At 71.7% G+C, this 21,357-nt stretch carries 24 protein-coding genes and 1 riboswitch; of the genes, 11 read left to right on the forward strand and 13 right to left on the reverse strand.

Annotation, left to right across the window (positions count from 1 at the left end):
* The first annotated feature begins 61 nt into the window (after positions 1–61).
* Positions 62–1,189 (forward strand): 8-amino-7-oxononanoate synthase, encoded by a 1,128-nt coding sequence (locus AC3ETA_RS15430; RefSeq protein ID WP_432193452.1) that lies wholly within the window; start codon positions 62–64, stop codon positions 1,187–1,189.
* A 79-nt stretch (positions 1,190–1,268) separates the two neighbouring features.
* On the opposite strand, the gene AC3ETA_RS15435 is transcribed toward AC3ETA_RS15430, so the two are convergent.
* Positions 1,269–1,496, reverse strand: a complete 228-nt coding sequence (locus tag AC3ETA_RS15435; RefSeq protein WP_107912077.1) for a DUF397 domain-containing protein — start codon at positions 1,494–1,496, stop codon at positions 1,269–1,271.
* Positions 1,497–1,505: 9 nt separating this feature from the next.
* Positions 1,506–2,375, reverse strand: a complete 870-nt coding sequence (locus AC3ETA_RS15440) for a helix-turn-helix domain-containing protein (RefSeq protein WP_432193453.1) — start codon at positions 2,373–2,375, stop codon at positions 1,506–1,508.
* Positions 2,376–2,588: 213 nt separating this feature from the next.
* Between AC3ETA_RS15440 and AC3ETA_RS15445 the strand changes: the two genes are divergently transcribed.
* Complete coding sequence (locus AC3ETA_RS15445; RefSeq protein WP_432193454.1) at positions 2,589–3,047, forward strand: ATP-binding protein; 459 nt, start codon at positions 2,589–2,591, stop codon at positions 3,045–3,047.
* Between the two features lie 4 nt (positions 3,048–3,051).
* Here the strand turns inward: AC3ETA_RS15445 and AC3ETA_RS15450 are convergent, their stop codons facing one another.
* The gene (locus AC3ETA_RS15450; RefSeq protein ID WP_432193455.1) at positions 3,052–3,975 is read right to left on the reverse strand and encodes a LysR family transcriptional regulator; all 924 of its coding nucleotides are present in this window, start codon (positions 3,973–3,975) and stop codon (positions 3,052–3,054) included.
* A 108-nt stretch (positions 3,976–4,083) separates the two neighbouring features.
* Here AC3ETA_RS15450 and AC3ETA_RS15455 point away from each other — a divergent pair, with 108 nt between their 5' ends.
* Complete coding sequence (locus tag AC3ETA_RS15455) at positions 4,084–4,698, forward strand: LysE family translocator (protein ID WP_432193456.1); 615 nt, start codon at positions 4,084–4,086, stop codon at positions 4,696–4,698.
* 53 nt (positions 4,699–4,751) lie between these two features.
* Here the strand turns inward: AC3ETA_RS15455 and AC3ETA_RS15460 are convergent, their stop codons facing one another.
* The 3 genes from AC3ETA_RS15460 to AC3ETA_RS15470 all read right to left on the reverse strand — a co-directional run bounded on the left by AC3ETA_RS15460 (position 4,752) and on the right by AC3ETA_RS15470 (position 6,733).
* Positions 4,752–5,225 carry a C40 family peptidase gene (locus AC3ETA_RS15460; protein WP_388158656.1) on the reverse strand — a complete coding sequence of 158 codons (474 nt, stop codon included), beginning with the start codon at positions 5,223–5,225 and terminating at the stop codon, positions 4,752–4,754.
* 3 nt (positions 5,226–5,228) lie between these two features.
* Positions 5,229–5,361, reverse strand: a riboswitch (cyclic di-AMP (ydaO/yuaA leader).
* 420 nt (positions 5,362–5,781) lie between these two features.
* Complete coding sequence (locus tag AC3ETA_RS15465) at positions 5,782–6,090, reverse strand: hypothetical protein (RefSeq protein ID WP_030956806.1); 309 nt, start codon at positions 6,088–6,090, stop codon at positions 5,782–5,784.
* 7 nt (positions 6,091–6,097) lie between these two features.
* Positions 6,098–6,733: an ATP-dependent Clp protease proteolytic subunit gene (locus AC3ETA_RS15470; RefSeq protein ID WP_432193457.1), complete on the reverse strand. Its 636-nt coding sequence runs from the start codon at positions 6,731–6,733 to the stop codon at positions 6,098–6,100.
* Positions 6,734–6,802: 69 nt separating this feature from the next.
* Between AC3ETA_RS15470 and AC3ETA_RS15475 the strand changes: the two genes are divergently transcribed.
* Positions 6,803–7,090, forward strand: coding sequence for a type II toxin-antitoxin system Phd/YefM family antitoxin (locus AC3ETA_RS15475; RefSeq protein ID WP_432193458.1), 288 nt, complete (start codon positions 6,803–6,805; stop codon positions 7,088–7,090).
* A gap of 113 nt (positions 7,091–7,203) precedes the next feature.
* Here the strand turns inward: AC3ETA_RS15475 and AC3ETA_RS15480 are convergent, their stop codons facing one another.
* Positions 7,204–8,220, reverse strand: coding sequence for an ABC transporter permease (locus tag AC3ETA_RS15480; RefSeq protein ID WP_432193459.1), 1,017 nt, complete (start codon positions 8,218–8,220; stop codon positions 7,204–7,206).
* A 120-nt stretch (positions 8,221–8,340) separates the two neighbouring features.
* On the opposite strand from AC3ETA_RS15480, the gene AC3ETA_RS15485 reads away from it, so the two are divergent.
* The 7 genes from AC3ETA_RS15485 to AC3ETA_RS15515 all read left to right on the forward strand — a co-directional run bounded on the left by AC3ETA_RS15485 (position 8,341) and on the right by AC3ETA_RS15515 (position 13,630).
* On the forward strand, positions 8,341–8,988 hold the full coding sequence (locus AC3ETA_RS15485; RefSeq protein ID WP_432193460.1) for a TetR/AcrR family transcriptional regulator: 648 nt from the start codon (positions 8,341–8,343) through the stop codon (positions 8,986–8,988).
* A 114-nt stretch (positions 8,989–9,102) separates the two neighbouring features.
* Positions 9,103–9,405 carry an urease subunit gamma gene (locus tag AC3ETA_RS15490; protein ID WP_432193461.1) on the forward strand — a complete coding sequence of 101 codons (303 nt, stop codon included), beginning with the start codon at positions 9,103–9,105 and terminating at the stop codon, positions 9,403–9,405.
* 10 nt (positions 9,406–9,415) lie between these two features.
* Complete coding sequence (locus tag AC3ETA_RS15495; protein WP_432193462.1) at positions 9,416–9,727, forward strand: urease subunit beta; 312 nt, start codon at positions 9,416–9,418, stop codon at positions 9,725–9,727.
* Positions 9,720–11,441: an urease subunit alpha gene (locus AC3ETA_RS15500; protein WP_432193463.1), complete on the forward strand. Its 1,722-nt coding sequence runs from the start codon at positions 9,720–9,722 to the stop codon at positions 11,439–11,441. The genes AC3ETA_RS15495 and AC3ETA_RS15500 overlap by 8 nt, the downstream gene beginning before the upstream one ends.
* A 14-nt stretch (positions 11,442–11,455) precedes the next feature.
* Positions 11,456–12,130 carry an urease accessory protein UreF gene (locus tag AC3ETA_RS15505; protein ID WP_432193464.1) on the forward strand — a complete coding sequence of 225 codons (675 nt, stop codon included), beginning with the start codon at positions 11,456–11,458 and terminating at the stop codon, positions 12,128–12,130.
* A 61-nt stretch (positions 12,131–12,191) separates the two neighbouring features.
* Positions 12,192–12,869 (forward strand): urease accessory protein UreG, encoded by a 678-nt coding sequence (gene ureG, locus AC3ETA_RS15510; protein ID WP_432193465.1) that lies wholly within the window; start codon positions 12,192–12,194, stop codon positions 12,867–12,869.
* A complete protein-coding gene (locus tag AC3ETA_RS15515; RefSeq protein ID WP_432193466.1) occupies positions 12,866–13,630 on the forward strand; it encodes an urease accessory protein UreD in 765 nt (254 codons plus the stop codon). The genes ureG and AC3ETA_RS15515 overlap by 4 nt, the downstream gene beginning before the upstream one ends.
* A 23-nt stretch (positions 13,631–13,653) precedes the next feature.
* On the opposite strand, the gene AC3ETA_RS15520 is transcribed toward AC3ETA_RS15515, so the two are convergent.
* From AC3ETA_RS15520 to AC3ETA_RS15545, 6 genes are all read right to left on the reverse strand, one after another.
* On the reverse strand, positions 13,654–14,391 hold the full coding sequence (locus tag AC3ETA_RS15520) for a lysophospholipid acyltransferase family protein (protein WP_432193467.1): 738 nt from the start codon (positions 14,389–14,391) through the stop codon (positions 13,654–13,656).
* Positions 14,392–14,712: 321 nt separating this feature from the next.
* The gene (locus AC3ETA_RS15525; RefSeq protein ID WP_432193468.1) at positions 14,713–15,945 is read right to left on the reverse strand and encodes a PP2C family protein-serine/threonine phosphatase; all 1,233 of its coding nucleotides are present in this window, start codon (positions 15,943–15,945) and stop codon (positions 14,713–14,715) included.
* Positions 15,946–16,009: 64 nt separating this feature from the next.
* Positions 16,010–18,496 carry an ATP-binding SpoIIE family protein phosphatase gene (locus AC3ETA_RS15530; RefSeq protein ID WP_432193469.1) on the reverse strand — a complete coding sequence of 829 codons (2,487 nt, stop codon included), beginning with the start codon at positions 18,494–18,496 and terminating at the stop codon, positions 16,010–16,012.
* Positions 18,497–18,664: 168 nt separating this feature from the next.
* On the reverse strand, positions 18,665–19,882 hold the full coding sequence (gene rocD, locus AC3ETA_RS15535) for an ornithine--oxo-acid transaminase (protein ID WP_432193470.1): 1,218 nt from the start codon (positions 19,880–19,882) through the stop codon (positions 18,665–18,667).
* The gene (gene ddaH / locus AC3ETA_RS15540; RefSeq protein WP_432193471.1) at positions 19,879–20,700 is read right to left on the reverse strand and encodes a dimethylargininase; all 822 of its coding nucleotides are present in this window, start codon (positions 20,698–20,700) and stop codon (positions 19,879–19,881) included. The genes rocD and ddaH overlap by 4 nt, the downstream gene beginning before the upstream one ends.
* A 123-nt stretch (positions 20,701–20,823) precedes the next feature.
* The gene (locus AC3ETA_RS15545; protein WP_432193472.1) at positions 20,824–21,348 is read right to left on the reverse strand and encodes an Lrp/AsnC family transcriptional regulator; all 525 of its coding nucleotides are present in this window, start codon (positions 21,346–21,348) and stop codon (positions 20,824–20,826) included.
* Positions 21,349–21,357: the final 9 nt, after the last annotated feature.

Here is a 21,357-nt window from a genome sequence, read left to right on the forward strand (position 1 = left end):
GTCTGTCCACTGCCTACAAAAGCGACGTCTGTGTACCGCTCACCAAAGCCCCGGAGGAACCATGGCGTTCGGCTGGATCGACGAGCAGGCGGAGCTGCGCCGCCGCGCCGGGCTCGTACGGACCCTGCGCCCCCGGCCCGCCGAATCGCCGCTCCTCGATCTCGCGAGCAACGACTATCTGGGCCTGGCCCGCCATTCGGAGGTCACCGAGGGCGCGGCGCGGGCCTCGCGGACCTGGGGCGGCGGCGCGACCGGCTCCCGGCTGGTCACGGGCACGACTGAGCTGCACGCCGAGCTGGAGCGCGAGCTGGCCGACTTCTGCGGCTTCGAGGCGGCGCTGGTCCTCTCCTCGGGCTACGCGGCCAACCTCGCCGCGGTCACCGCGCTGGCGCCGCACGGTTCGCTGATCGTGTCGGACGCCGGCAACCACGCCTCGCTCATCGACGGCTGCCGGCTGGCCCGGGGCACCACCCAGGTCGTCCCGCACTCCGAACCGGAGGCGGTGCGCAAGGCGCTGCACACGCACCAGGGCACGGCGGTCGTCGTGTCGGACACCGTCTTCTCGGTCGACGGCGACGCGGCCCCGCTGGCCGAGTACGCCGAGGCGTGCCGGGAGCGCGGCGCCGGACTGCTGGTCGACGACGCCCACGGGCTGGGCGTCCTGGGCGACGGCGGGCGCGGCGCGGCGCGGGCGGCGGGGCTCGCGGGGGCGGACGACGTCGTCGTCACCGTCACGCTGTCCAAGTCCCTCGGCAGCCAGGGCGGCGCCGTCCTCGGCCCGGCGCGGGTGATCGAGCACCTCGTCAACACCGCCCGGACGTTCATCTTCGACACGGGTCTCGCCCCCGCGTCCGCGGGCGCGGCACTGGCGGCGCTCAGGCTGCTGCGCCGCGAACCGGAGCGGGCGGCACGGGCGGGTGCGGTGGCACGTGAACTCCACGCACGGCTGACCGCCGCGGGTCTGGAGGCCGTACGTCCGGACGCCGCGGTCGTCTCCGTGCGCGCCCCGTCCCCGGAGAAGGCCGTGCGCTGGGCGGCCGAGTGCCGTGCGGCGGGCCTCGCCGTGGGCTGTTTCCGTCCTCCTTCCGTCCCCGACGGCATCTCACGGCTGAGGCTGACCGCTCGCGCGGACCTCTCCGAGGCCGAGATCGAGCGCGCTGTTGAAGTGATCGGCGAGACACGACCATGAGTCGGCGTGACACGGCCCTGCTCGCACATCGGATAGAACTGATCAGATTCGATCAGGCCTGATCGGATCGGTCAGGGGGTCAGGACTGGAGCGCGGCCGTGAAACCCGCCCAGCTCTCGGGGGAGAAGAGCAGCGCGGGGCCGGCCGGGTCCTTGGAGTCGCGCACCGCGAGCAGCCCGGTCCAGGGACCGGAGTGCGGCCGTGCCGTCTCGACGCAGTTGTTCGCACCGGTGCTGTAGCTGCTGCGCAACCACCTCGCACCTGGCAGTTCGGTGCTGGACATGAGGTTCCGAGGCAGTGCTGTCATGGTGCCTCCTTACACACCGCCACCTAGCGCGGCGATGTAATCCAACGATTCCTCGGGCGAAAGGGCGTGGATCCGAAGGGTGTTGAAGGCCTCCGTGTAGGCCTGGAGGTCTTCTTTCCGTTCGAGGTAGAGGCTACTCGTCAAGTGGTCGAGAACAACCACATCCAGATCAGAAGTGCTCGAAAATGAGAAGATAACGAAAGGGCCCGTGATGCCGACATGCTCTCCGGCCCTGAACGGCAGCACCTGAAGCCGGACTTGGGGCAGCTGCGCCGCCTCCATCAGCCGGCTCAGCTGCCGCGCCATCACCTCGGGCCCGCCGATCTCCCGGCGCAGCACCGCCTCGTCCAGCACCGCGCTCAGCTTCAGCGGCGGATCCGCGCGCAGCACGTCCTGCCTGGCCAGACGCACCGCGACCAGCGCGTCGAGGCGATCGTCGGCGTCCCCGTCGAGCCCGCCGACGGCGGCCCGGGTCACCGCCCGGGCGTACTCGGGCGTCTGGAGCAGTCCGGGCACCACCGACGTCTCCAGCGTGCGCATCGCGCTCGCCTGGGACTCCAGGCTGATGAAGTCCCGGTACGTCGGCGGCAGCACTCCGCGGTACGCGTGCCACCAGTGATGCCGGCCACCGCCCTCGTCGGAGCCCGCCAACACCAGTAGCAACTCTCGTAGTTGGGCATCCTCCACGCCGTAGACGTCGAGCAGTAACCGCACATCGGGCGGTTTCACCCCGCTGGCGCCGGTTTCGATCCGGCTCACCTTGGACTGGTGCCAGCCCGCCAGCCGGGCCGCCTCACCGCTGGTGAGCCCCGCCCCGGTGCGTAACGCACGCAGTTCCGCGCCCAGTTTCCGGCGGCGTACCGCGGGACCGTGCTGCATGGGCCACTCCTTACTCCAACCGAGCCGCCCAAATACGCTCTGCCGTCGCAGAGTTCACCGCTTCGAGCGACAGATATATGCATATCTTGGTGGATCGCCACCCGTGACGGGTGCGGTAATGGCAGTCTGGCGACGAAGCACCAGTCCGGGACCGTACTCGAACCATCCGCTCCGTGTCGGACTACGGTCCCGTGGGAAAGGGACGACGTCGTCATGGCAGATCACCTGGAAGCATCCGTCACTCTGCCGAGCGATCCCGCCTCGGTCTCCGCGGCCCGGGCCTACGTGCTCACCACCCTGGCCGAATGGGGCCTGCCACCGGACACGGAAGTGGCCGACACCATCCGCCTGATCGTCTCCGAACTCACCACCAACGCCGTACAGCACACCCTCGGTCAGTCACCCACCTTCACGGTGGACCTCGCGCTCGACCGTGACGAACACCTGCGCATCGGTGTCACCGACAGCCATCCGCGTTTCCCCAAGCGGCTGCCGGCCGCCGTGCAGCAGGACAACGGGCGCGGCATGGTGATCATCCGCTGGCTGACCGCGGAATGCGGCGGCAGGCTGAGAGTGCGCCCTACCCGCGAGGGCGGCAAGACCGTCTCCATCGAACTGCCGTGGACGGTCCCCGCCGAACCGCTCGCCGCCGCGGGACCGCAGGAGTCCTGACCCTTCACGGCTGCTGCGGCTGCCCGGAGCGGGCGAACGTGCCGCGCAGCAGAGCCCGGAAGGCGTCCGCGGCGGGAGCCGCCTCGTCGCCGCGATAGGCGACCGAGATCGTACGGCGCAACCGCCCGCCCTCCAGCGCGCGCACCCCCACCGGAGCGACCGACGTGCGCGCCACCATCTCCGGTACGACCGCGACTCCGAGCCCTGCACTGGCCAGGGCGCACACCAGCAGGTACCCCGGCGTCGCCACCAGCACCGACGGCATGGCCCCCGCCTCGGTCAGCGCCGCCTCCACACCCCGCCGAGCCGGAGCGTCCGGCGCCATGCTGATCAGCGGCTGCCCGGCCAGCTCGGTCAGCGGCAGCCGTGTGGCGCCGCTGGTGAGCACATGGCCCGGCGCGGACACCAGGACCAGTTCCTCCACGAGGATCGGCTCGACGCCGACGGACGCGGGCAGCGGCGCCGGTTCCGCAGGCTCGTAGGTGTGCGTCAGTGCCAGGTCGACCTCGCCCGCGGCCACCGCGGCGACGCCGGCCGACGGTTCGTAGTCGGCGACCGTCAGCTCCACGTCCGGATGCGCCCGGCGGAAGGCGCTCAGGGCCGGCGGCAGCAGATGGATGCCGGCCGTCTGAAAGGTGCCCAGGCGCAGCGTGCCGCCGGACAGGCCGGTCAGCCGGGCCAGCTCGTGCCGGGCCCGGTCCAGTTCGTCGAGCACCCGTCGTGCCCGGGCCACCAGCAGCTCGCCCGCACCCGTCAGCCGCGCGCCCCTGTGGTGCCGCACCAGAAGGGCCGTGCCCGCCTCGCGCTCCAGTTTGGCCAGCTGCTGGGAGAGCGCCGGCGTGGTGTACCCGAGCCGTTCGGCGGCGCGGGTGATCGAGCCCGCCTCCGCGACCGCCACCAGGGCGGCGAGCCGGACCGGGTCGTACATATGGCCCTCCCTCCGCCTCGGTCACCCGTACGCCTTAAGCAATGCTTTAGGGATTGCCAGAATATTCGACATACCTACTGAAGGCTTGTCGACGGCACACTGGGGTCCATGGACGCTCAGCTCATCGCCTTCACCGGTGTCTCCGCCGGCCTGGTCGCCATGCCCGGGGCCGACTTCACCGTCGTCGTACGCAACGCCCTGGTCTCCCGCCGCGCCGGCATCGCCTGTGCGCTCGGGATCGGGGCGGGGCTGCTGGTGCACGTGACGATGGCGGTCGTCGGCGTGGCCGCGGTCCTGGCCGCCGTACCGGCGCTGTTCCGCGCGCTTCAGGTGGTCGGCGGCGTCTATGTGCTGTACCTGGGCGTGCAGACCCTGCGGCAGCGGCCCACCGAAGTCGTGGACACGCGCGAGGAGTCCGCCGCGCGGCCGCTGCGGCAGGGATTCGTGACCAACGCCCTCAACCCGAAGGCGTCCCTCACGTTCCTCAGCGTGCTGCCGCAGTTCGTGCCCGCGGGCGCTCCGGTCCTGCCCCGGACGCTGCTGCTGGCCATGATCGTGCTGGCGATCGCCCTGGTGTGGTTCCAGGTGGTCGCCCTGCTGGTGGACCGGCTCGGCAGGTGGCTGCGCCGGCCGCGCGCCGCACGTGCGGTCACGCTCGCCGCCGGCGCGGCCCTGACGGCCTTCGGCGCGGCCCTGCTCGCGGGGCCGCTGCTCGCCCTGTGAGGCCCCGAGGGCGGTGACGGCGTGTCAGGACGCCGCCCCCGCCCCCGGGCAGGTCACTTGACCCGGCCGTACCAGACGCTCCTGGTCCAGATCTTCTGCAGCTTGACCACGTCGCCGGTCTTCGGGGAGTGCCAGATCCTTCCCTTACCGGCGTAGATACCGACGTGGTAGACGTACGACCCCGAGTGGAAGAACACCAGGTCCCCGGCCTTGCGGTTCTTGGCGGAGATGTGGCGGGTCTTGTTGTACTGCTGGGCAGCCGTGCGGGGCAGCTTCTTGCCCGCCTTCTTGAACGAGTACAGCGTGAGCCCCGAGCAGTCGAACCGGTTCGGGCCCGTGGCGCCCCACCGGTACGGGGAGCCCTTCTTGGAGGCCGCGACCTGAAGTGCCTTCGACGCCGGCGTGGCCGCCTCGGCCTCGGACGTGAAGCCGGGTGCCACGATCGAGCCGCCCACTGCGGCGATGGTGAGGGCCGAAGCCGTACCGGCCCGGACCATGAGCGACGGGACACGATTGAGCGCAGTCATGCGCAACCCTTCGTCAGCCGCCTGAGAAGGATGACCTGTCGGATTCGGGCTGGCGAAGTTGCCCGGCCGCGTTGCCGCGGCTTCACCCCAAGGGTTGCTCGGATCGAACGAACGTCCGCTCCGGCGACCCGTCTTGCTCGGGTCCTCCACTCCTGCCGATCCACTCCTGTCGACCGGTCATCCGGGCGGCGGCAGGACTCGGCGTCCGCCCGGACCGCCCCGCCGCTGTGGCGGGGGCTTGTCGTCAGACAGGGATCTTGGCGCACGGATGAGCGAAATACCCAACGGAATCGGGGGTTTGTGGTGTTACTCACCACTCACCCGTTCGGGTGGGTGGCCCCCCGTTCGAGTGAGTGTCCAGAGGCCCGAGGAGTCCCGGACCAGGGACGGAGTGACTGATTCCGCCTGGCGGTCATGCCCGTTGCGCAACCCTGACGGCCGCGCGGAAGGAGGGGTGACTACGCCGAAAGGGGGTACGTCGTTCGGCCCGTTTCAACTCCGTTCCGGACGCCTCGTCAGTGGGCCGGGGCGCCCGGAATCCGGCTGCGGGAGGGCGTCAACTGTCGGAGCGCGGGGGCACCGTGACGCGAGCCGTGCGGCGCTCTCCGTCCAGCACGCGCAACGCACGCGCCAGCGTGGGAGCGTGCAGCTCCGTCTCGCCCCGCTGGTGCATCAGCGCCAGCGCGTCCCGCAGCTCGGCCGCCCTGCTCACGAGCGCCTGGGCGGCCCGCAGTCCGCGATAGGTGTCGCCGTGGTGCGCCGGGTTGATCCGGCCGAGCAGGTCCACGACGTCCAGATAACGGTCGATCAACTCGCCCTCCGCGCGCGTCAGCGCAGGCAGGGGCGGCAATTCGGGTGGAAGCACCGGCCGCTCACCGCCCTGTCGGCGGAGCGAGCGTGTGTGTGCGGCTGGGGATGATCCGGTCCACCAGTCCGTACTCCAGCGCCTCTTGGGCGGTCAGGATCTTGTCCCGCTCGATGTCGTCGGCCACCCGCTCACGAGCGCGTCCGGTGTGCCGGGCGAGCATCTCCTCCAGCCGGGCCCGCACCCGCGTCAGCTCGGCGGCCCGGATCGCCAGATCGCTCGCCTGCCCCTCGACCGGCTCGGTCAGCTGCGGCTGATGGATCACCACCCGCGCCCCCGGCAGCGCGAACCGCTTGCCCGGAGTGCCCGCCGCCAGCAGCACGGCGCCGCTCGACCCGGCCTGGCCCAGGCAGATCGTCTCCACGTCGCAGGAGACGAACTGCATCGTGTCGTAGATCGCCGACATGGCGCTGAACGAGCCGCCGGGCGAATTGATGTAGAGCGAGATGTCCTGGTCGGGGTCCTTGTGCTCCAGGTACATGAACTGGGCCATCACGTCGTTCGCCGACGTGTCGTCGACCGGCGTGCCGAGAAGGACGATCCGTTCCTCCAGCAGCTTCGCGTACGGATCCTGCGTCCTGAGACCGGAACTGGTGCGTTCGGTGAACTCGGGCAGTACGTAGCGGACGGACGGTTCGGTCATGGCTCACGCCTCCCTTGCCGGGGTGCCTGTAAAAAATGTACAGGACGTACATGACGTAATGTGGGGAGCATGGCCTACGAGATTCCGGTGACGCAAGCCAGGGCTGAGCTCGCCGATCTGATCAATCGCGTGGTGTACGGCGGTGAGCGCGTTGTCGTGACGCGTCACGGGAAGCCCCTTGTCGCCCTTGTCTCCGCCTCTGACCTCGAACGACTGGAAAAGCTCGGGGAGCCGGCCGACCTCGCCGAGGATCAGGTGATCACCGCGGTCTCCAGGGTCCGTGAGGTCGCTTCCGCTCCCCGCGAACGGCAGCGCTTCGGCATCGCCGCCGAGCATCGCGGGTCGAGCCCCTCCTAGCACCGGCCGCCACCGGCCCGGGACGCGACGAGACCGTGCACCCCCGTCCGCTACAGCGGGGGTGCACGGCCGGTTCGGCGTGACCGCGGTCGGTCGCCGTTCCTCGTGCCGGGTCAGCCGACGGTGGCCAGGCCGCGCTCGGGTGCCGGCTCGGTGCTCGTCGCCCGCGCCTTGAGCGCGCTGCCCAGCAGTACGGCGCCCAGGCCCAGCGCGGCCCACCAGGTCAGGGTGAGGGCGGGGCCGATGGCCGCCGCGCCGTCGAAGAAGGAGACCGAGCGCAGCAGGGTCGTGCCCGCCCCCGGCGGCAGCCACTGGCCGATCGCGCCGACCGGCTCCGGCAGCATCTGCGGCGCCGAGGCCGCCCCGGAGAACGGGTTGCCGATCAGCATGATCGTGGCTGCCGTGATGCCGATACCGGCGGTGCCGATCAGGGCGGCGAGCCCCGCGACGGCCGCGCTCACGGCCAGGGTCGTCAGCGCGAACACCCCGGCCTCCGCCCACCAGTCGCCGGTCAGCACCCCGAGCCGGCTGTGCGCGATCGACGCCGCGACCAGGCCGATCAGGGTGGCGACACCGACCAGGGCGCCGACGGCGCGGACGCCGCGCAGCCCGAGCAGGGTCACCGCCGCGCCGGCCGCCATGCCGGCCAGGGCGAGCGGCAGCACGCTGGAGGTCAGCCCCGCGCCGCGCGGGTCGCTCTCCGGTGCGGGCACGACGTCGACGGTCCTGACCTGGGTGCCCTCGGCTGCGGCCTGCTGGGCCACCGCCTGCTGGAGCAGCTGGGCGACGGCGGGGCTCGCCGCCGAGGCGGTCAGCAGCTCCGGTCCCTGGGGGGTCACGACGACGGCGCCGTATACGGTCCGGTCCTCGATCGCCTCGCGGGCGGCGGCCTCGTCGGCGTAGCGGTGGATGTCGAAGGCGCCCTCGTGCCGGCCGAGCTGCTGCTCCACCTGTGCGGTGGCGGCGGCCGGTCCGGCGACGCCCAGTGGCAGGTCGCGCGGGGCGGTGCGGGCGGCGGGCCAGGCGAAGGCCCACAGGGCGAGGGCGGCGAGGAGCGGAACGAGGAGGACGACCGCGACCAGGCGCCGGGACGCGGTGCCCCTCTGCGGTGTAGCGGACCGGGTGGACATTGAGGACTCCCTGGGTCTCTGGAGCTCTAAAAAGAAGGATCGTTCGTTTTCCCTGTGTCATCACCGTGCTCGCAGTAGCCGTTCCTTGTCAAGAAGGAATGTTCGTTTTAGTTTTGGACCATGGCCCGCGTATCCCAGGAACACCTCGACGCCCGCCGCCGGCAGATCCTCGACGGCGCCGCGATCTGCTTCGCCCGCAACGGCTTCCACGCCACGTCCATGCAGGACGTGCTGAAGGAGGTCGACCTGTCCGCGGGGGCCGTCTACCGCTACTTCAGCGGCAAGGACGAGCTGATCGGCGCGATCGTCGCCGAGGTGCTCGGCTCGGTCCACGCGGCCTTCGAGGAGGCGGCACGGCAGAGCCCGCCCCCGCCGCCGGACGAGCTCGTCGCCTCGGTCCTCGGCCGGACGCTCGCCGCCCGTGAGTCCCTCGTCGTCGACGGCAGGCCCGCCTTTCCGCGACTGGTCGTCCAGGTCTGGACCGAGACGCTGCGCAACGAGGAACTGGCGTCCGTCCTGCGCGAGGGCTACCTCTCGGTGCGCGCGGCCTGGGGGCGGATCGTCGAGGGCTACCAGAAGGCCGGGATGATGCGGGCCGACGTGGAGCCGGACCATGTGGCCCGCACGATGATCGCCTCCGTACTGGGCTTCATCGCCCAGCAGTCCCTCTTCGGTCCCGCTCCGGTCGAGGTCCTGCGGGACGGGCTGCGGGCGCTGACGAGCATGCGGGACGACGACGGCGCGGCCGGAGGATCACAGCTTGGTTAACTTGCTCGAAACGCGGTCCAACTAGCCTGCCCATCCACGCCACCAGGCACTTTTGTCTCGTGGCCGCGGCAACCGGACCCCGCACGGTCCGGAGCGAGGACTGTGAGGTGGGACGTGCAACTGACCCCGCACGAGCAAGAGAGGCTGCTCATCCACGTGGCGGCCGACGTCGCCGAGAAGCGCCGGGCCCGCGGGCTGAAGCTGAACCACCCCGAGGCGGTCGCCCTCATCACGTCGCACATCCTCGAGGGCGCCCGCGACGGCCGTACGGTCGCCGAGCTCATGTCCTCCGGACGCAAGCTGCTCACCCGCGACGACGTCATGGCGGGCATCGCCGAGATGATCCACGACGTCCAGGTCGAGGCGACCTTCCCCGACGGCACCAAGCTGGTCACCGTCCACGACCCGATCGTCTGAGGGGCCCTCGATGATTCCCGGAGAGATCCTGTTCGCCGACGGCCCGATCGTCTACAACGCAGGCCGTGAGGTCACCCGGCTCACCGTCCTCAACACCGCCGACCGGCCTGTGCAGGTCGGCTCCCACTACCACTTCGCCGAGGCCAACCCCGGCCTGGACTTCGACCGTGCGGCGGCCCGCGGCCAGCGGCTGAACATCGCCGCCGGCACCGCCGTGCGCTTCGAGCCCGGCATCCCCGCAGACGTCGAACTCGTCCCGCTCACCGGCGCCCGAGTGGTGCCCGGACTGCGCGGGGAGACCGGAGGTGCCCTCGATGCCTGAGATCTCCCGCGCCGCGTACGCCGACCTGTTCGGCCCGACGACCGGTGACCGCATCCGGCTCGCCGACACCGATCTGCTCGTCGAGATCGAGGAGGACCGCTCCGGAGGTCCCGGACTCGCCGGGGACGAGGCCGTGTTCGGCGGCGGCAAGGTCATCCGCGAGTCCATGGGCCAGTCGCGTGCCACGCGCGCGGAAGGCACCCCGGACACGGTCGTCACCGGCGTCGTGATCATCGACCACTGGGGCATCGTCAAGGCCGACGTCGGCATCCGTGACGGCCGGATCACCGGCATCGGCAAGGCGGGCAACCCCGACACGATGGACGGGGTGCATCCGGATCTCGTCATCGGCCCCGAGACCGAGATCATCGCCGGCAACGGACGGATCCTCACCGCCGGCGCCATCGACGCGCACGTCCACTTCATCTGCCCCCAGATCGCCGACGAGGCCCTCGCCTCCGGCATCACCACGCTCGTCGGCGGCGGCACCGGACCCGCCGAGGGCTCGAAGGCGACCACGGTGACGCCCGGCCCCTGGCATCTGGCGCGGATGCTGGAGGCGATGGAGCAACACCCCGTCAACTTCGGCCTGCTGGGCAAGGGCAACACCGTCTCCCACGAGGCGATGCTGTCCCAGATCCGCGGCGGTGCGATGGGCCTGAAACTGCACGAGGACTGGGGCTCCACCCCGGCCGTCATCGACGCCTCGCTGACCGTCGCCGACCGGACCGGCATCCAGGTCGCGATCCACACGGACACCCTCAACGAAGCCGGCTTCGTCGGCGACACGCTCGCCGCCATCGCCGGGCGGGGCATCCACGCCTACCACACCGAGGGCGCGGGCGGCGGGCACGCGCCGGACATCATGAGCGTCGTCTCGGAGTCGCACGTGCTGCCCAGCTCGACGAACCCGACCCGGCCGTTCACCGTCAACACCGCCGAGGAACACCTCGACATGCTGATGGTGTGCCACCACCTGAATGCGGCCGTGCCCGAGGACCTCGCCTTCGCCGAGTCACGGATCCGGCCGTCGACCATCGGGGCCGAGGACATACTCCACGACCTGGGCGCGATCTCGATCATCTCGTCGGACTCGCAGGCCATGGGACGCGTGGGCGAGGTCGTCATGCGGACCTGGCAGACCGCCCATGTGATGAAGGGGCGGCGCGGCGCGCTGCCGGGGGACGGACGCGCCGACAACCACCGGGTGCGGCGATACGTGGCCAAGTACACGATCAACCCCGCGCTCGCGCAGGGCCTCGCGCGAGAGATCGGCTCCGTGGAGAGCGGCAAGCTCGCCGACCTGGTGCTGTGGGAACCGGCGTTCTTCGGCGTGAAGCCGCAGCTGGTCATCAAGGGCGGACAGATCGCCTACGCGCAGATGGGCGACGCCAACGCCTCCATCCCGACGCCGCAGCCGATCCTGCCCCGGCCGATGTTCGGCGCGATCGGACGGGCACCGGCCGCGAACTCGGTCAACTTCGTCGCCCCGCTCGCCATCGAGGACGGGCTGGGGGAGCGGCTCCGGCTCGGCAAGCGGTTCGTGGCCATCGACTCCACGCGTGGCGTCACCAAGGCCGACATGCGCCAGAACGACGCCCGGCCGGACGTACGGATCGACCCCGACAGCTTCGCCGTGCACATCGACGGGGAGCTGGTGGAGGCCACCCCCGCCGCCGAACTGCCCATGGCACAGCGCTACTTCCTCTTCTGACGGCCGGAACCGCGATGACACGAGCAGCACTTCTCGTCCTGGCCGACGGCCGGTTTCCCGCCGGGGGACACGCGCACTCCGGCGGGGCCGAGGCGGCCGTCAAGGCGGGGCGGATCACCGGGGCCGCGAGCCTGGAGGACTTCTGCCGGGGGCGGCTGCACACGGCCGGCCTTGTCGCGGCCTCGCTCGCGGCGGCGGCCGCGTCCGGGGGCGACACGGCGGAGCTGGACGCCGCTGCCGACGCCCGTACGCCGTCGCCCGCCCTGCGGCTCGCCGCACGGAAGTTGGGGCGGCAGCTGATGCGGGCCGCTCGGGCCACCTGGCCCTCGGCGGAGCTGGACGAGCTGGCGGGACGGTTTCCCAAGGGGGCCCATCAGCCCGTCGTGCTGGGGGTGGCCGCTCGGGCGGCGGGGCTGGGGGCCGTCGAGGCGGCGTACTGCGCGGCGTACGAGAGTGTGAGCGGGCCGGCGAGTGCGACGGTGCGGTTGCTGAGTCTTGATCCCTTTGACGCCACGGCCGTACTGGCCCGGTTGGCGCCGGAGATGGACCGGGTGGTGGACCGGGCCGTGGAGGCGGGGCGGGGTGTCGTCGCCGGCGGGGCCGACGCGTTGCCGGCCGCCTCGGGGCCGTTGCTGGAGATCGGGGCGGAGGTGCATGCGGCTTGGGCCGTACGGCTGTTCGCCTCGTAGCAGACCCTCCGACACCCGACCGGGCCAGTCCTCACCACACCTCGAACAGAAGGAGCCGCCCATGCACCTCGACCACTCCCACGACGGTCCCGCCGCCGTCAGTGCCGATGCCCGGCGGCCCGACGGGTCGCGGCGGGCGCTGCGTATCGGGCTCGGTGGGCCCGTCGGGTCCGGGAAGACGGCCACCGTCGCCGCGCTCTGCAGGGCGCTGCGCGAGACGCTGTCCCTCGCCGTCGTCACCAACGACATCTACACACGTGAGGACGCCGAGTTCCTGCTGCGGGAGGCCGTGCTGCCGCCCGAGCGGATCACCGCCGTGGAGACGGGGGCGTGCCCGCACACGGCGATCCGGGACGACATCTCCGCGAACCTGGAAGCCGTCGAGGACCTGGAGGGCGAGGTCGGGCCCCTCGATCTGATCCTCGTCGAGTCCGGTGGCGACAACCTCACCGCCACCTTCTCCAAGGGCCTCGTCGACGCGCAGATCTTCGTGATCGACGTGGCCGGAGGGGACGACATCCCCCGCAAGGGAGGGCCCGGCGTCACCACCGCCGACCTGCTCGTCGTCAACAAGACCGACCTCGCGCCGTACGTCGGCTCCGACCTGGCGCGGATGGCGGCCGACGCGAAGGCGCAGCGCGCCGAACTCCCCGTCGTCTTCCAGTCGTTGCGGAGCGAGCCCGGGGTGACGGACGTCGCCGACTGGGTGCGGGACCGGCTCGTGGCATGGACCGCATGACGACCACGACCGGTGGCGTCCGGGCGCACGCGCGGATCGTCGCCCGGGACGACGGGCGGGGCGGTACGTCGCTGCCCGTGCTCGACGGCGACGGGCCGCTGGCGCTCAGACGGACCCGGGCCGGCGGGGCCGAGGCGCGGGTGATGCTCGTCGGCGCGATGAGCGGGCCGCTCGGTGGCGACCACTTCACCGTCGAGGCCGACGTCGAGAGCGGCGCCCGGCTGACCGTCACGTCGGCCGCCGCCACCCTCGCGCTGCCGGGCCAGGGCAAGGGCGAGGCCCGCTACGACGTACGGCTGTCCGTGGCGGACGGCGGCGAACTGCACTGGCTGCCCGAGCAGTTGATCTCCGCACGGGGCAGCGACCTGCGCGTCACGACCCACGTCGACGTCGGCGCGGCCGGGCGGCTCGTGCTGCGTGAGGAGCAGGTGCTCGGGCGGGTGGGGGAGGAGTCCGGACGGCTCGGCAGCCGGATCCGGGTGCGTGTCGAGGGACGCGTGGTGCTCGACCAGGAGCTGGCCTGCGGGCCCGGGGCGCCGGGTGGCTGGGACGGCCCCGCAGGACTCGGCGGCTGCCGGGCCGTGGGGCAACTCGTCGTCCTGCGGCCCGAGTTCGGTGAGACTCCGGTGGCGGCCCGGGTGCTGGGCGAGAACGCCGCGGTGCTGCCGCTCGCCGGGCCGGCGGTCCTGGTGAGCGCGGTGGCGGCGGACGCCCGGCGGCTGCGCGGGCTGCTCGACGAGGCGCTCGACGCCCTCGCCTGAGCAGCCACTCGGCCGGCGGTCCGTCAGCTGATGGGCAGCCTCGGGAACCTGCGCTCCTTCTCCGCCTTGGCCGCCTTCGCCGCCGCCTCTTCCTCGGCCTTGACGACGGCCGCGTACTGATCGACGTACTCCTGCTCGGACAGCGACAGGATGGCGTACATGATCTCGTCGGTCACCGCGCGCAGGATCGCCTTCTCGTTCTCCATGCCTTCGTAGCGCGAGAAGTCGAGGGGCTTGCCGAAGCGGATCTTCACGGGATGGATGTTGGGGATGACCTTGCCGGGCGGCTGGGCCTCGAAGGTGCCGATCATCGCGCAGGGGATGACAGGGACCCCCGCCTTGAGGGCCATCACGGCGACGCCGACCTTGCCCTTGTAGAGGCGGCCGTCGTGCGAGCGGGTGCCCTCGGGGTAGATGCCGAGGAGCTCGTCCTTGCTCAGGACGCCGAGCCCCTCGCGGATCGCGGCCTGGCCCGCCTCCTTGCCGGTGCGGTCGACCGGGATCTGGCCCGCGCTGCGGAAGAACGCCGCGGTGAGGCGGCCCCTGATCCCCGGGCCGGTGAAGTACTCCTTCTTCGCCAGGAAGGTGATGCGCCGCTTGAGTATCGCCGGCATCAGGAAGTGGTCGGAGAACGACAGGTGGTTGCCGGCGACGATGGCCGCGCCGGTGGCCGGGACGTGCTCGAGGCCTTCTATGCGCGGCCGGAAGACCAGTCTCAGCAGCGGTCCCAACAATACGTATTTGAGTACGTAATAGAACAAAGGGGCGCTCCTCACTCGGGGGATCAGCTCGGGCCGCCGCGTTCTGGCAGGTCAACCAGCGTGCCGTGGGGAGGCCAGTGTAGGCGCCGGGTTGAGCGGCCGGAACCGGGCCGGTCGGGACCGATACCGACTCTTGCCGACTTTCCTGACCGGGTGTCAGGCAGCCGGTGGGCGGTGTCGTTTGCGGGCGGGGAGGACCGCCTGACCAGCCTGGTCTTCGGGACGGGTGCGCGGCAACCCGACGGCCGGGTTTGGCGTGATCACGATCGCCGGGCGGCGGGTGGTCCGTGGCCGCGCGCGGCCGTCGCCTCTGTCCGCCCATCACAGGCGCACGATGATCAGTGCCGTGTCGTCGGTCGCTCCGCCGGGCGGAAGCAGCTCCAGCAGGACGGCGTCGGCGAGGGGCTCCGGGTCGGCGGTGCGATGGCGCACGAGCGATTCGGCGAGGCGGGCCAGCCCGGTGCCGATGTCCTCGCGACGGCGTTCCACCAGGCCGTCCGTGTACAGCGCGAGAGTGGCACCGCTCGTGTAGGTGGTGACCGCCTGGGGTCTCGGTATCGGGTCGGGCCGGGCGTCCAGCGGCGGGTCGGTGGCCTGGTCGAGGAACTCCACCCGGCCGTCGGGATGGACCAGGACGGGCGGCGGATGGCCCGCGCTGCTGTAGGTGATCGTCCGGGCGTCGAAGTCGATGAACGTCGTGACCGCGGTGGCCGATTCGGCGCCGTCGACGACATGGGCGTAGCGCCCCAGCACGTCCAGCGCCTGCGCGGGGCCGTCGGCGACCCGGGACGTGGCGCTGAGCGCGCTGCGCAGCTGCCCCATCACGCCGGCCGCGCCGAGGCCGTGCCCGACCACGTCGCCCACGGAGACGCCGATGCGGTTGCCGCCGACCAGGTCGACCAGGTCGTACCAGTCGCCGCACACGTTCAGCGCGCCGATCGCGGGCCGGTAGCGCACGGCGGCCCGGCGGGTGCGCACCTGCCGGCGCGGCGGCAGCATCGCCTCCTGGAGGGCGAGGGCCACCTCGCGCTCGCGGGCGTGGGACTGCCGCAGCCGTTCGTTGACCTCCTGGAGTTCCCGTGCCCGCGTGTACAGCTCGGCCTCCAGTACGCGTGCCCGGCTGTTGCCGCCCGTGGCGCCGCGTTGCCGGATGAGCTCGGTGACCTCCTCCACCCGGTGCACCAGGAGCGCCACCTTCCCGTCGGGGCCGAAGACGGGCGCGTTGACCGGGCTCCAGTAGCGCTCCTCCCACTCGCCGGGATGCAGGGGGTCCTCGACGTCGTAGCGCTGGAGCGCCATGGTGTCGCGCTCGCCGGTGGCCACCACGCGCAGCAGCGAGGCCTGGAGGTTGCGCATGCCGGTGGCCGTGGAGTCGTTGGGGTTGTCGGGGAAGACGTCGAAGAGGTACCGGCCCACCAGTTCCTCGCGACGGCGTCCGGACAGGCGCTGGAAGTCCTCGTTGGCATCGACGTAGATCAGGTCCGGGGTCAGCAGGGCCACCATTCCGGGCAGGCCCTGGAAGATCGCCTCGTAGTCGACAGCCGACTCGTTCATGGCTCTCGCCTCACCACCGGAATCCGACCAGTTCGTCACGCCATATGGCGTATCTATCGATGTACTACATCTGCGCCGATTCGTCAGGTTGAGGAGGTTGATCGGTCAGAGACTGCTCGGCCCAGATGATCTTCCCCTCGGGGACGAACCGGGTGCCCCAGCGCTGGGTGAACTGGGACACCAGCAGCAGCCCGCGGCCGCCCTCGTCCGTGGTGCGCGGATGGCGCAGGTGCGGGGCGGTCGCGCCGCCGTCGAAGACCTCGCAGACCAGCGCGCGCTCCCTGATCAGACGCAACCTGATGGGGCCGGCCGCGTACCGGATCGCGTTCGTGACCAGCTCGCTGACCACGAGCTCCGTCGTGAAGGCCAGCTCGTCCAGGCCCCACTCCGTCAGCAGCCGGGCGGCCGTCTTACGGGCGTCGGCGACGGCCGCCGGGTCCGCGGGCAGGTCCCAGTCGGCGACCTGCTCGGTGCCGAGCACCCGGGTGCGGGCCAGCAGCAGCGCCACGTCGTCGTGCGGGCGGTCCGGGACCAGGGCCTCCACCACGGTCCTGCACTGGTGGTCGAGCGAGTCCGTGCGCCCCTCCAGGGCCCGTCGCAACCTGTCCCGGTCCGGCTCCACGGCCCGGCCGTCCTCCTCCCGCGCCAGCAGCCCGTCGCTGTGCAGGGCGAGCGTGCTGCCCGCCGCGAGCGCCAGCTCGACCGACTCGAACGGAGGGCCACCGACCCCCAGCGGCGCTCCCTGCGGAAGATCCACGAACGTGACCTCGCCGTCGGGCAGCACCACGGCCGGCGCCGGATGCCCCGCGGCCGCCATCGTGCACTGCCCGTCGACCGGGTCGTAGACGACGTACAGGCACGCGGACCCCACCGACTGCGCGACGGCGGCCTCCTCGCTGCTCGCCTCGACGCCCTCCTCGCGGGCGGAGCGCGCGACCAGGTCGTCGAGGTGGGCCAGCACCTCGTCGGGCGGCAGGTCCAGCGCGGCGAGGGTCCGTACGGCGGTCCGCAGCCTGCCCATCGCCGCGGCGGCGTCGATGCCGTGCCCGGGCACCTCGCCCACCACCAGCGCGACCCGGCCGCCGGACAGCGTGATCAGGTCGTACCAGTCGCCGCCGAGGCCGGTCAGCTCGTCGGCCGGCCGGTAGCAGGCGGCGACCTCCACCGCGTCCTGATCGGGCAGCCGGTGGGGGAGCAGGCTGCGTTGCAGGACCAGCGCGGCGTCGCGCTCGCGCGTGTAGCGGCGGGCGTTGTCGACGCAGACGGCCGCACGTGAGACCAGGTCCTCCGCCAGGGTCAGGTCGTCCTCGTCGAAGGGGTCCCGGCGGCGGTGCCGGAAGAAGGTGGTGACGCCGAGGGTGACACCACGCGCGCGGATCGGAACGGTCATCACGCTCTGGAGCCCCAGCTCCAGGAAGGTCGCCGGCCGGCGCCCGGACGCATGCGTGGCCCAGTCCCTGGCGAGTGGGTCGAGACGTGCCTGACGCCAGGGCAGGCCCGTCGCCAGGACTCGCAGCGGCGGGGAGCCGACGAGGTAGGAGGCCACGTCACCCACGGCGAAGGTCGCCTCCGGCAGATTCTCGTTCACCGACATCTGCCCGGCCCGGCGCAGCTGCTCCTCGGCCGTGTCGCCGGGCGGCCCGGCGGCGAGCTCGGCTCCCGCCAGTACCGGTTCCAGCAGGTCCACGGAGACGAAGTCGGCGAACGTCGGGATCGCCACGTCGGCCAGCTCCTGGGCGGTCTGCATGATGTCGAGGCTGCGGCCGATGTGCTCGCCGGCCCGGTCGAGCAGGTCCAGGCGCTGCCGGGCGCGGAACCGCGCGCTGACGTCGACGACGGTGTAGTAGACGCCCATGGGGTGGCCCTGCTCGTCCTCGAGCCGGGTGAACGACATCATGTGCGCCGTCTCCCGGTGCGGTGCGGACCGCACGAGCCCCACGTGCTCGTAGCCCACCACCGGATCACCGGTCTCCAGCACCCGGCGCATCTGCGCCTCGATCGACCGGGAGTTCAGACCCGGCTGGACGTTGGCCAGTCGCAGCCCCAGCCGGTTCTGCCCCGGGCCGCCGCCGAACTGCTCCAGGGCCGCGTTCGACCACACGTATCGCAGATCCGTGTCCACGATCGCCATCCCGACGGGGGACCCGGCGACCATCTGCTCCAGCACGGTCCGGCTCATCGCCCACCCCGGGGCATCACCCATCTCGGACAGCAGCACCAGCCAGCACGACGGGCCGGGCGCCTCCTGGGCGGAGGTCACCCGCACCATCACCCTGACCGGATCCCCGCCCCTGCGCACCGCGGCCAGCAGTCCCGACCAGCCGCCGTCCCTGCGGCACCGCCGCGCGAGGTCGGGCACGCGCAGGGCGTCCTCGGCCGACAGCAGGGTCCCGGCCTTCGTGCCGACCACCTCGGCGGCGGGGTACTTCAGCAGCCTCTGCGCGTCCCTGGTCCAGCCCGTCACCCGCCCCTGGGCGTCGAGCAGCACAGCCGCGGCATCAGCCACGTCGAACCACTGCCGGGCAACGTCCTGCTCCTCGTGTGCGCCCACGGCCGACCTCTCTGTCGCTGAGAGCGGTCTACCACCTCTTGTCCCCATCTTCACCCTTCCGCTCACACCTGCCTCTTTGCGAGGGCCGGGAGTGGCGGGGGAGCGGGGTGGGATGCCGGCGGCCCGGCCCCCGCACCAGGGGGAACCGGGCTGCCGAGCGGTGGTCCCTCAGCCGAGCACCTTCTCCAGGGCGCCCAGCGCCCCCGTCAGCTCCTCCGGGGTGATCGTGAGCGGCGGAGCGATACGGATCGTGGAGCCGTGGGTGTCCTTGACCAGTACGCCCTCGCGCATCAGCCGCTCGCTGATCTCACGGCCCGTACCGACCGCCGGGTCGACGTCGACGCCCGCCCACAGGCCGCGCGCGCGGAAGCCGACCACGCCCTTGCCGAGCAGCGCCGACAGACCGCCGCGCAGCACTACGCCGAGCTCGGTGGCCCGGCGCTGGAACTCGCCCGTCTCCAGCAGTTCGACCACGGCCGTGCCGACCGCGGCGGCCAGCGGGTTGCCGCCGAACGTCGAGCCGTGCTCGCCCGGCCGCAGCACCCCGAGCACCTCGCGGCTGCCCACCACCGCCGACACCGGCACGATGCCACCGCCCAGCGCCTTGCCCAGCAGCACCACGTCCGGCACGACCGACTCGTGGTCGACCGCGAGCGTACGGCCCGTGCGGCCGAGGCCCGACTGGATCTCGTCCGCGATGAACAGGCAGCCCTTGCGGCTGGTCAGCTCGCGCACGCCGGCCAGATAGCCCTGGTCCGGGATGAGCACGCCCGCCTCGCCCTGGATGGGCTCCAGCAGCACCGCGGCGGTCGTCTCGTCGATCGCCGCCTCCAGCGCCGGCAGGTCGTTGTACGGCACGACCCGGAAGCCCGGCGTGAAGGGACCGAAGCCCTGCCGTGCGGTCTCGTCCGTCGAGAAGCTGACGATGGTCGTCGTACGGCCGTGGAAGTTGTCCGCCGCCACCACGATCGTCGCCCGGTCGGCCGGGACGCCCTTCACGTCGTACGCCCACTTGCGGGCCACCTTGATGCCGCTCTCCACGGCCTCGGCGCCCGTGTTCATCGGCAGCACCATGTCCTGGCCGGTCAGCGCCGCCAGCCGCTCGGCGAACCCGGCGAGCCGGTCGTTGTGGAAGGCCCGGGACGTCAGCGTCAGCCGGTCGAGCTGGGCGTGCGCCGCCTCGATCAGCGCCGGATGGCGGTGGCCGAAGTTCAGCGCCGAGTAACCCGCCAGCAGGTCGAGGTACCGGCGCCCCTCCACGTCCTCCACCCAGGTGCCCTCGGCGCGGGAGACGACCACCGGGAGCGGGTGGTAGTTGTGCGCCAGGACCGGTTCTTCGGCGCGGATCAGATCGGCGGACGAACGGGTCTGCGCGGGCGCGGTCATGAGCGGATCTCCTGAGTGCAGCACTTGATGCCACCGCCGGCCTTGCGGAACTCCGACAGGTCGACGGGGACGGGGACATAACCGCGCTCGTCCAGCCGGGCGGCGAGCGCCTCGGCCTGGGGCGCGATGAAGACGTGACGGCCGTCGGAGACGGAGTTCAGGCCGAAGGCGGAGGCGTCGTCGCGGGTGGCGAGCACCGCGTCCGGGTACAGCCGCTGGAGCACCTCGCGGCTGCCCGGCGAGAAGGCCTCCGGATAGTAGGCGATATTTCCGTCCGGCCCGCCGTCGAGGACGAACAGCGCCGTGTCCAGGTGGTAGAAGTACGGGTCCACCAGGGTCAGGCTGACCACGGGGTGGCCGAAGAACTCCTGCACCTCCCGGTGGGAGTCCCGGGTGGTGCGGAAACCGGTGCCGGCGAGCACATAGCGGCCCGTCCACACCAGATCGCCCTCGCCCTCGCACACGGACTCGGGCCGGTACACGTCGAAGCCCGCCGTCTTGAACCACGTCTCGTAGTGCGTGGACTCCGGACGGCGCTCGGGCGCGTGGAAGAGGGAGCCGAAGACACGGCCGCCGACGACGACCGCCGAGTTCGCGGCGAACACCATGTCGGGCAGACCGGCGACCGGCTCCAGCGTGTCGACCTCGTGACCGTGGGCACGGTAGGCACGGATCAGCGACTGCCACTGCTCCCGGGCCAGATCGACGTCGACCTGGATGTCGGGTTGCATCCAGGGGTTGATCGCGTACTGCACGGCGAAGTGTCTGGGCTCGCAGACGAGGAAGCGCCGCCGGCGCGGCACACGGGTTTCGGGCACAGAGGGGTTCCTCCGCTTCCTACGGTGTCGATGAGGATTGACACCAAGGTAGAAAGACACGCGGACGCCCGACAAGAAACAAGAATTGCGCGTTCACGCAGGAATGCTGCGAATTTTGCGGCGTCAGCGCACGTCTGCTGCGCGGATTGCCGTCCCGCCGTCCTCCGGCGGGACGGCCTGGGTGGCGCCCGCCTCCGGACTGTCCGGGATCAGGTGCGACAGCACCATCACGCTGATCGTCTTCCGGATGAACGGCTCGACACGAATCCGCTCCAGCACCTCCTCGAAGTGCTCCACGTCCCGCGCCCGCACATGCAGCAGCGCGTCCGCGCCGCCGGTCACCGTCATCGCCGCGGTGATCTCCGGATGGTTGCGGACCACCTCCGCGAGCCGCCGCGGCGGCGCCGCGCCCTCGCAGTACACCTCGACGTACGCCTCGGTACGCCAGCCCAGCGCCGACGGCTTGACCGTGGCCGTGAAGCCGGTGATCACGCCGGTCTCGCGCAACCGGTCCACGCGCCGCTTCACCGCCGTCGCGGACAGTCCGACGCTCGAGCCGATCTCCGCGAAACTCGTCCTGGCGTTCGCCATCAGCGCGGTGATGATCTTCCGGTCGAGTTCGTCGAAGGAGGCAGCGCCGCTGTTCATGAGGGCACT

It is taken from the genome of Streptomyces sp. bgisy027, from assembly GCF_057710365.1.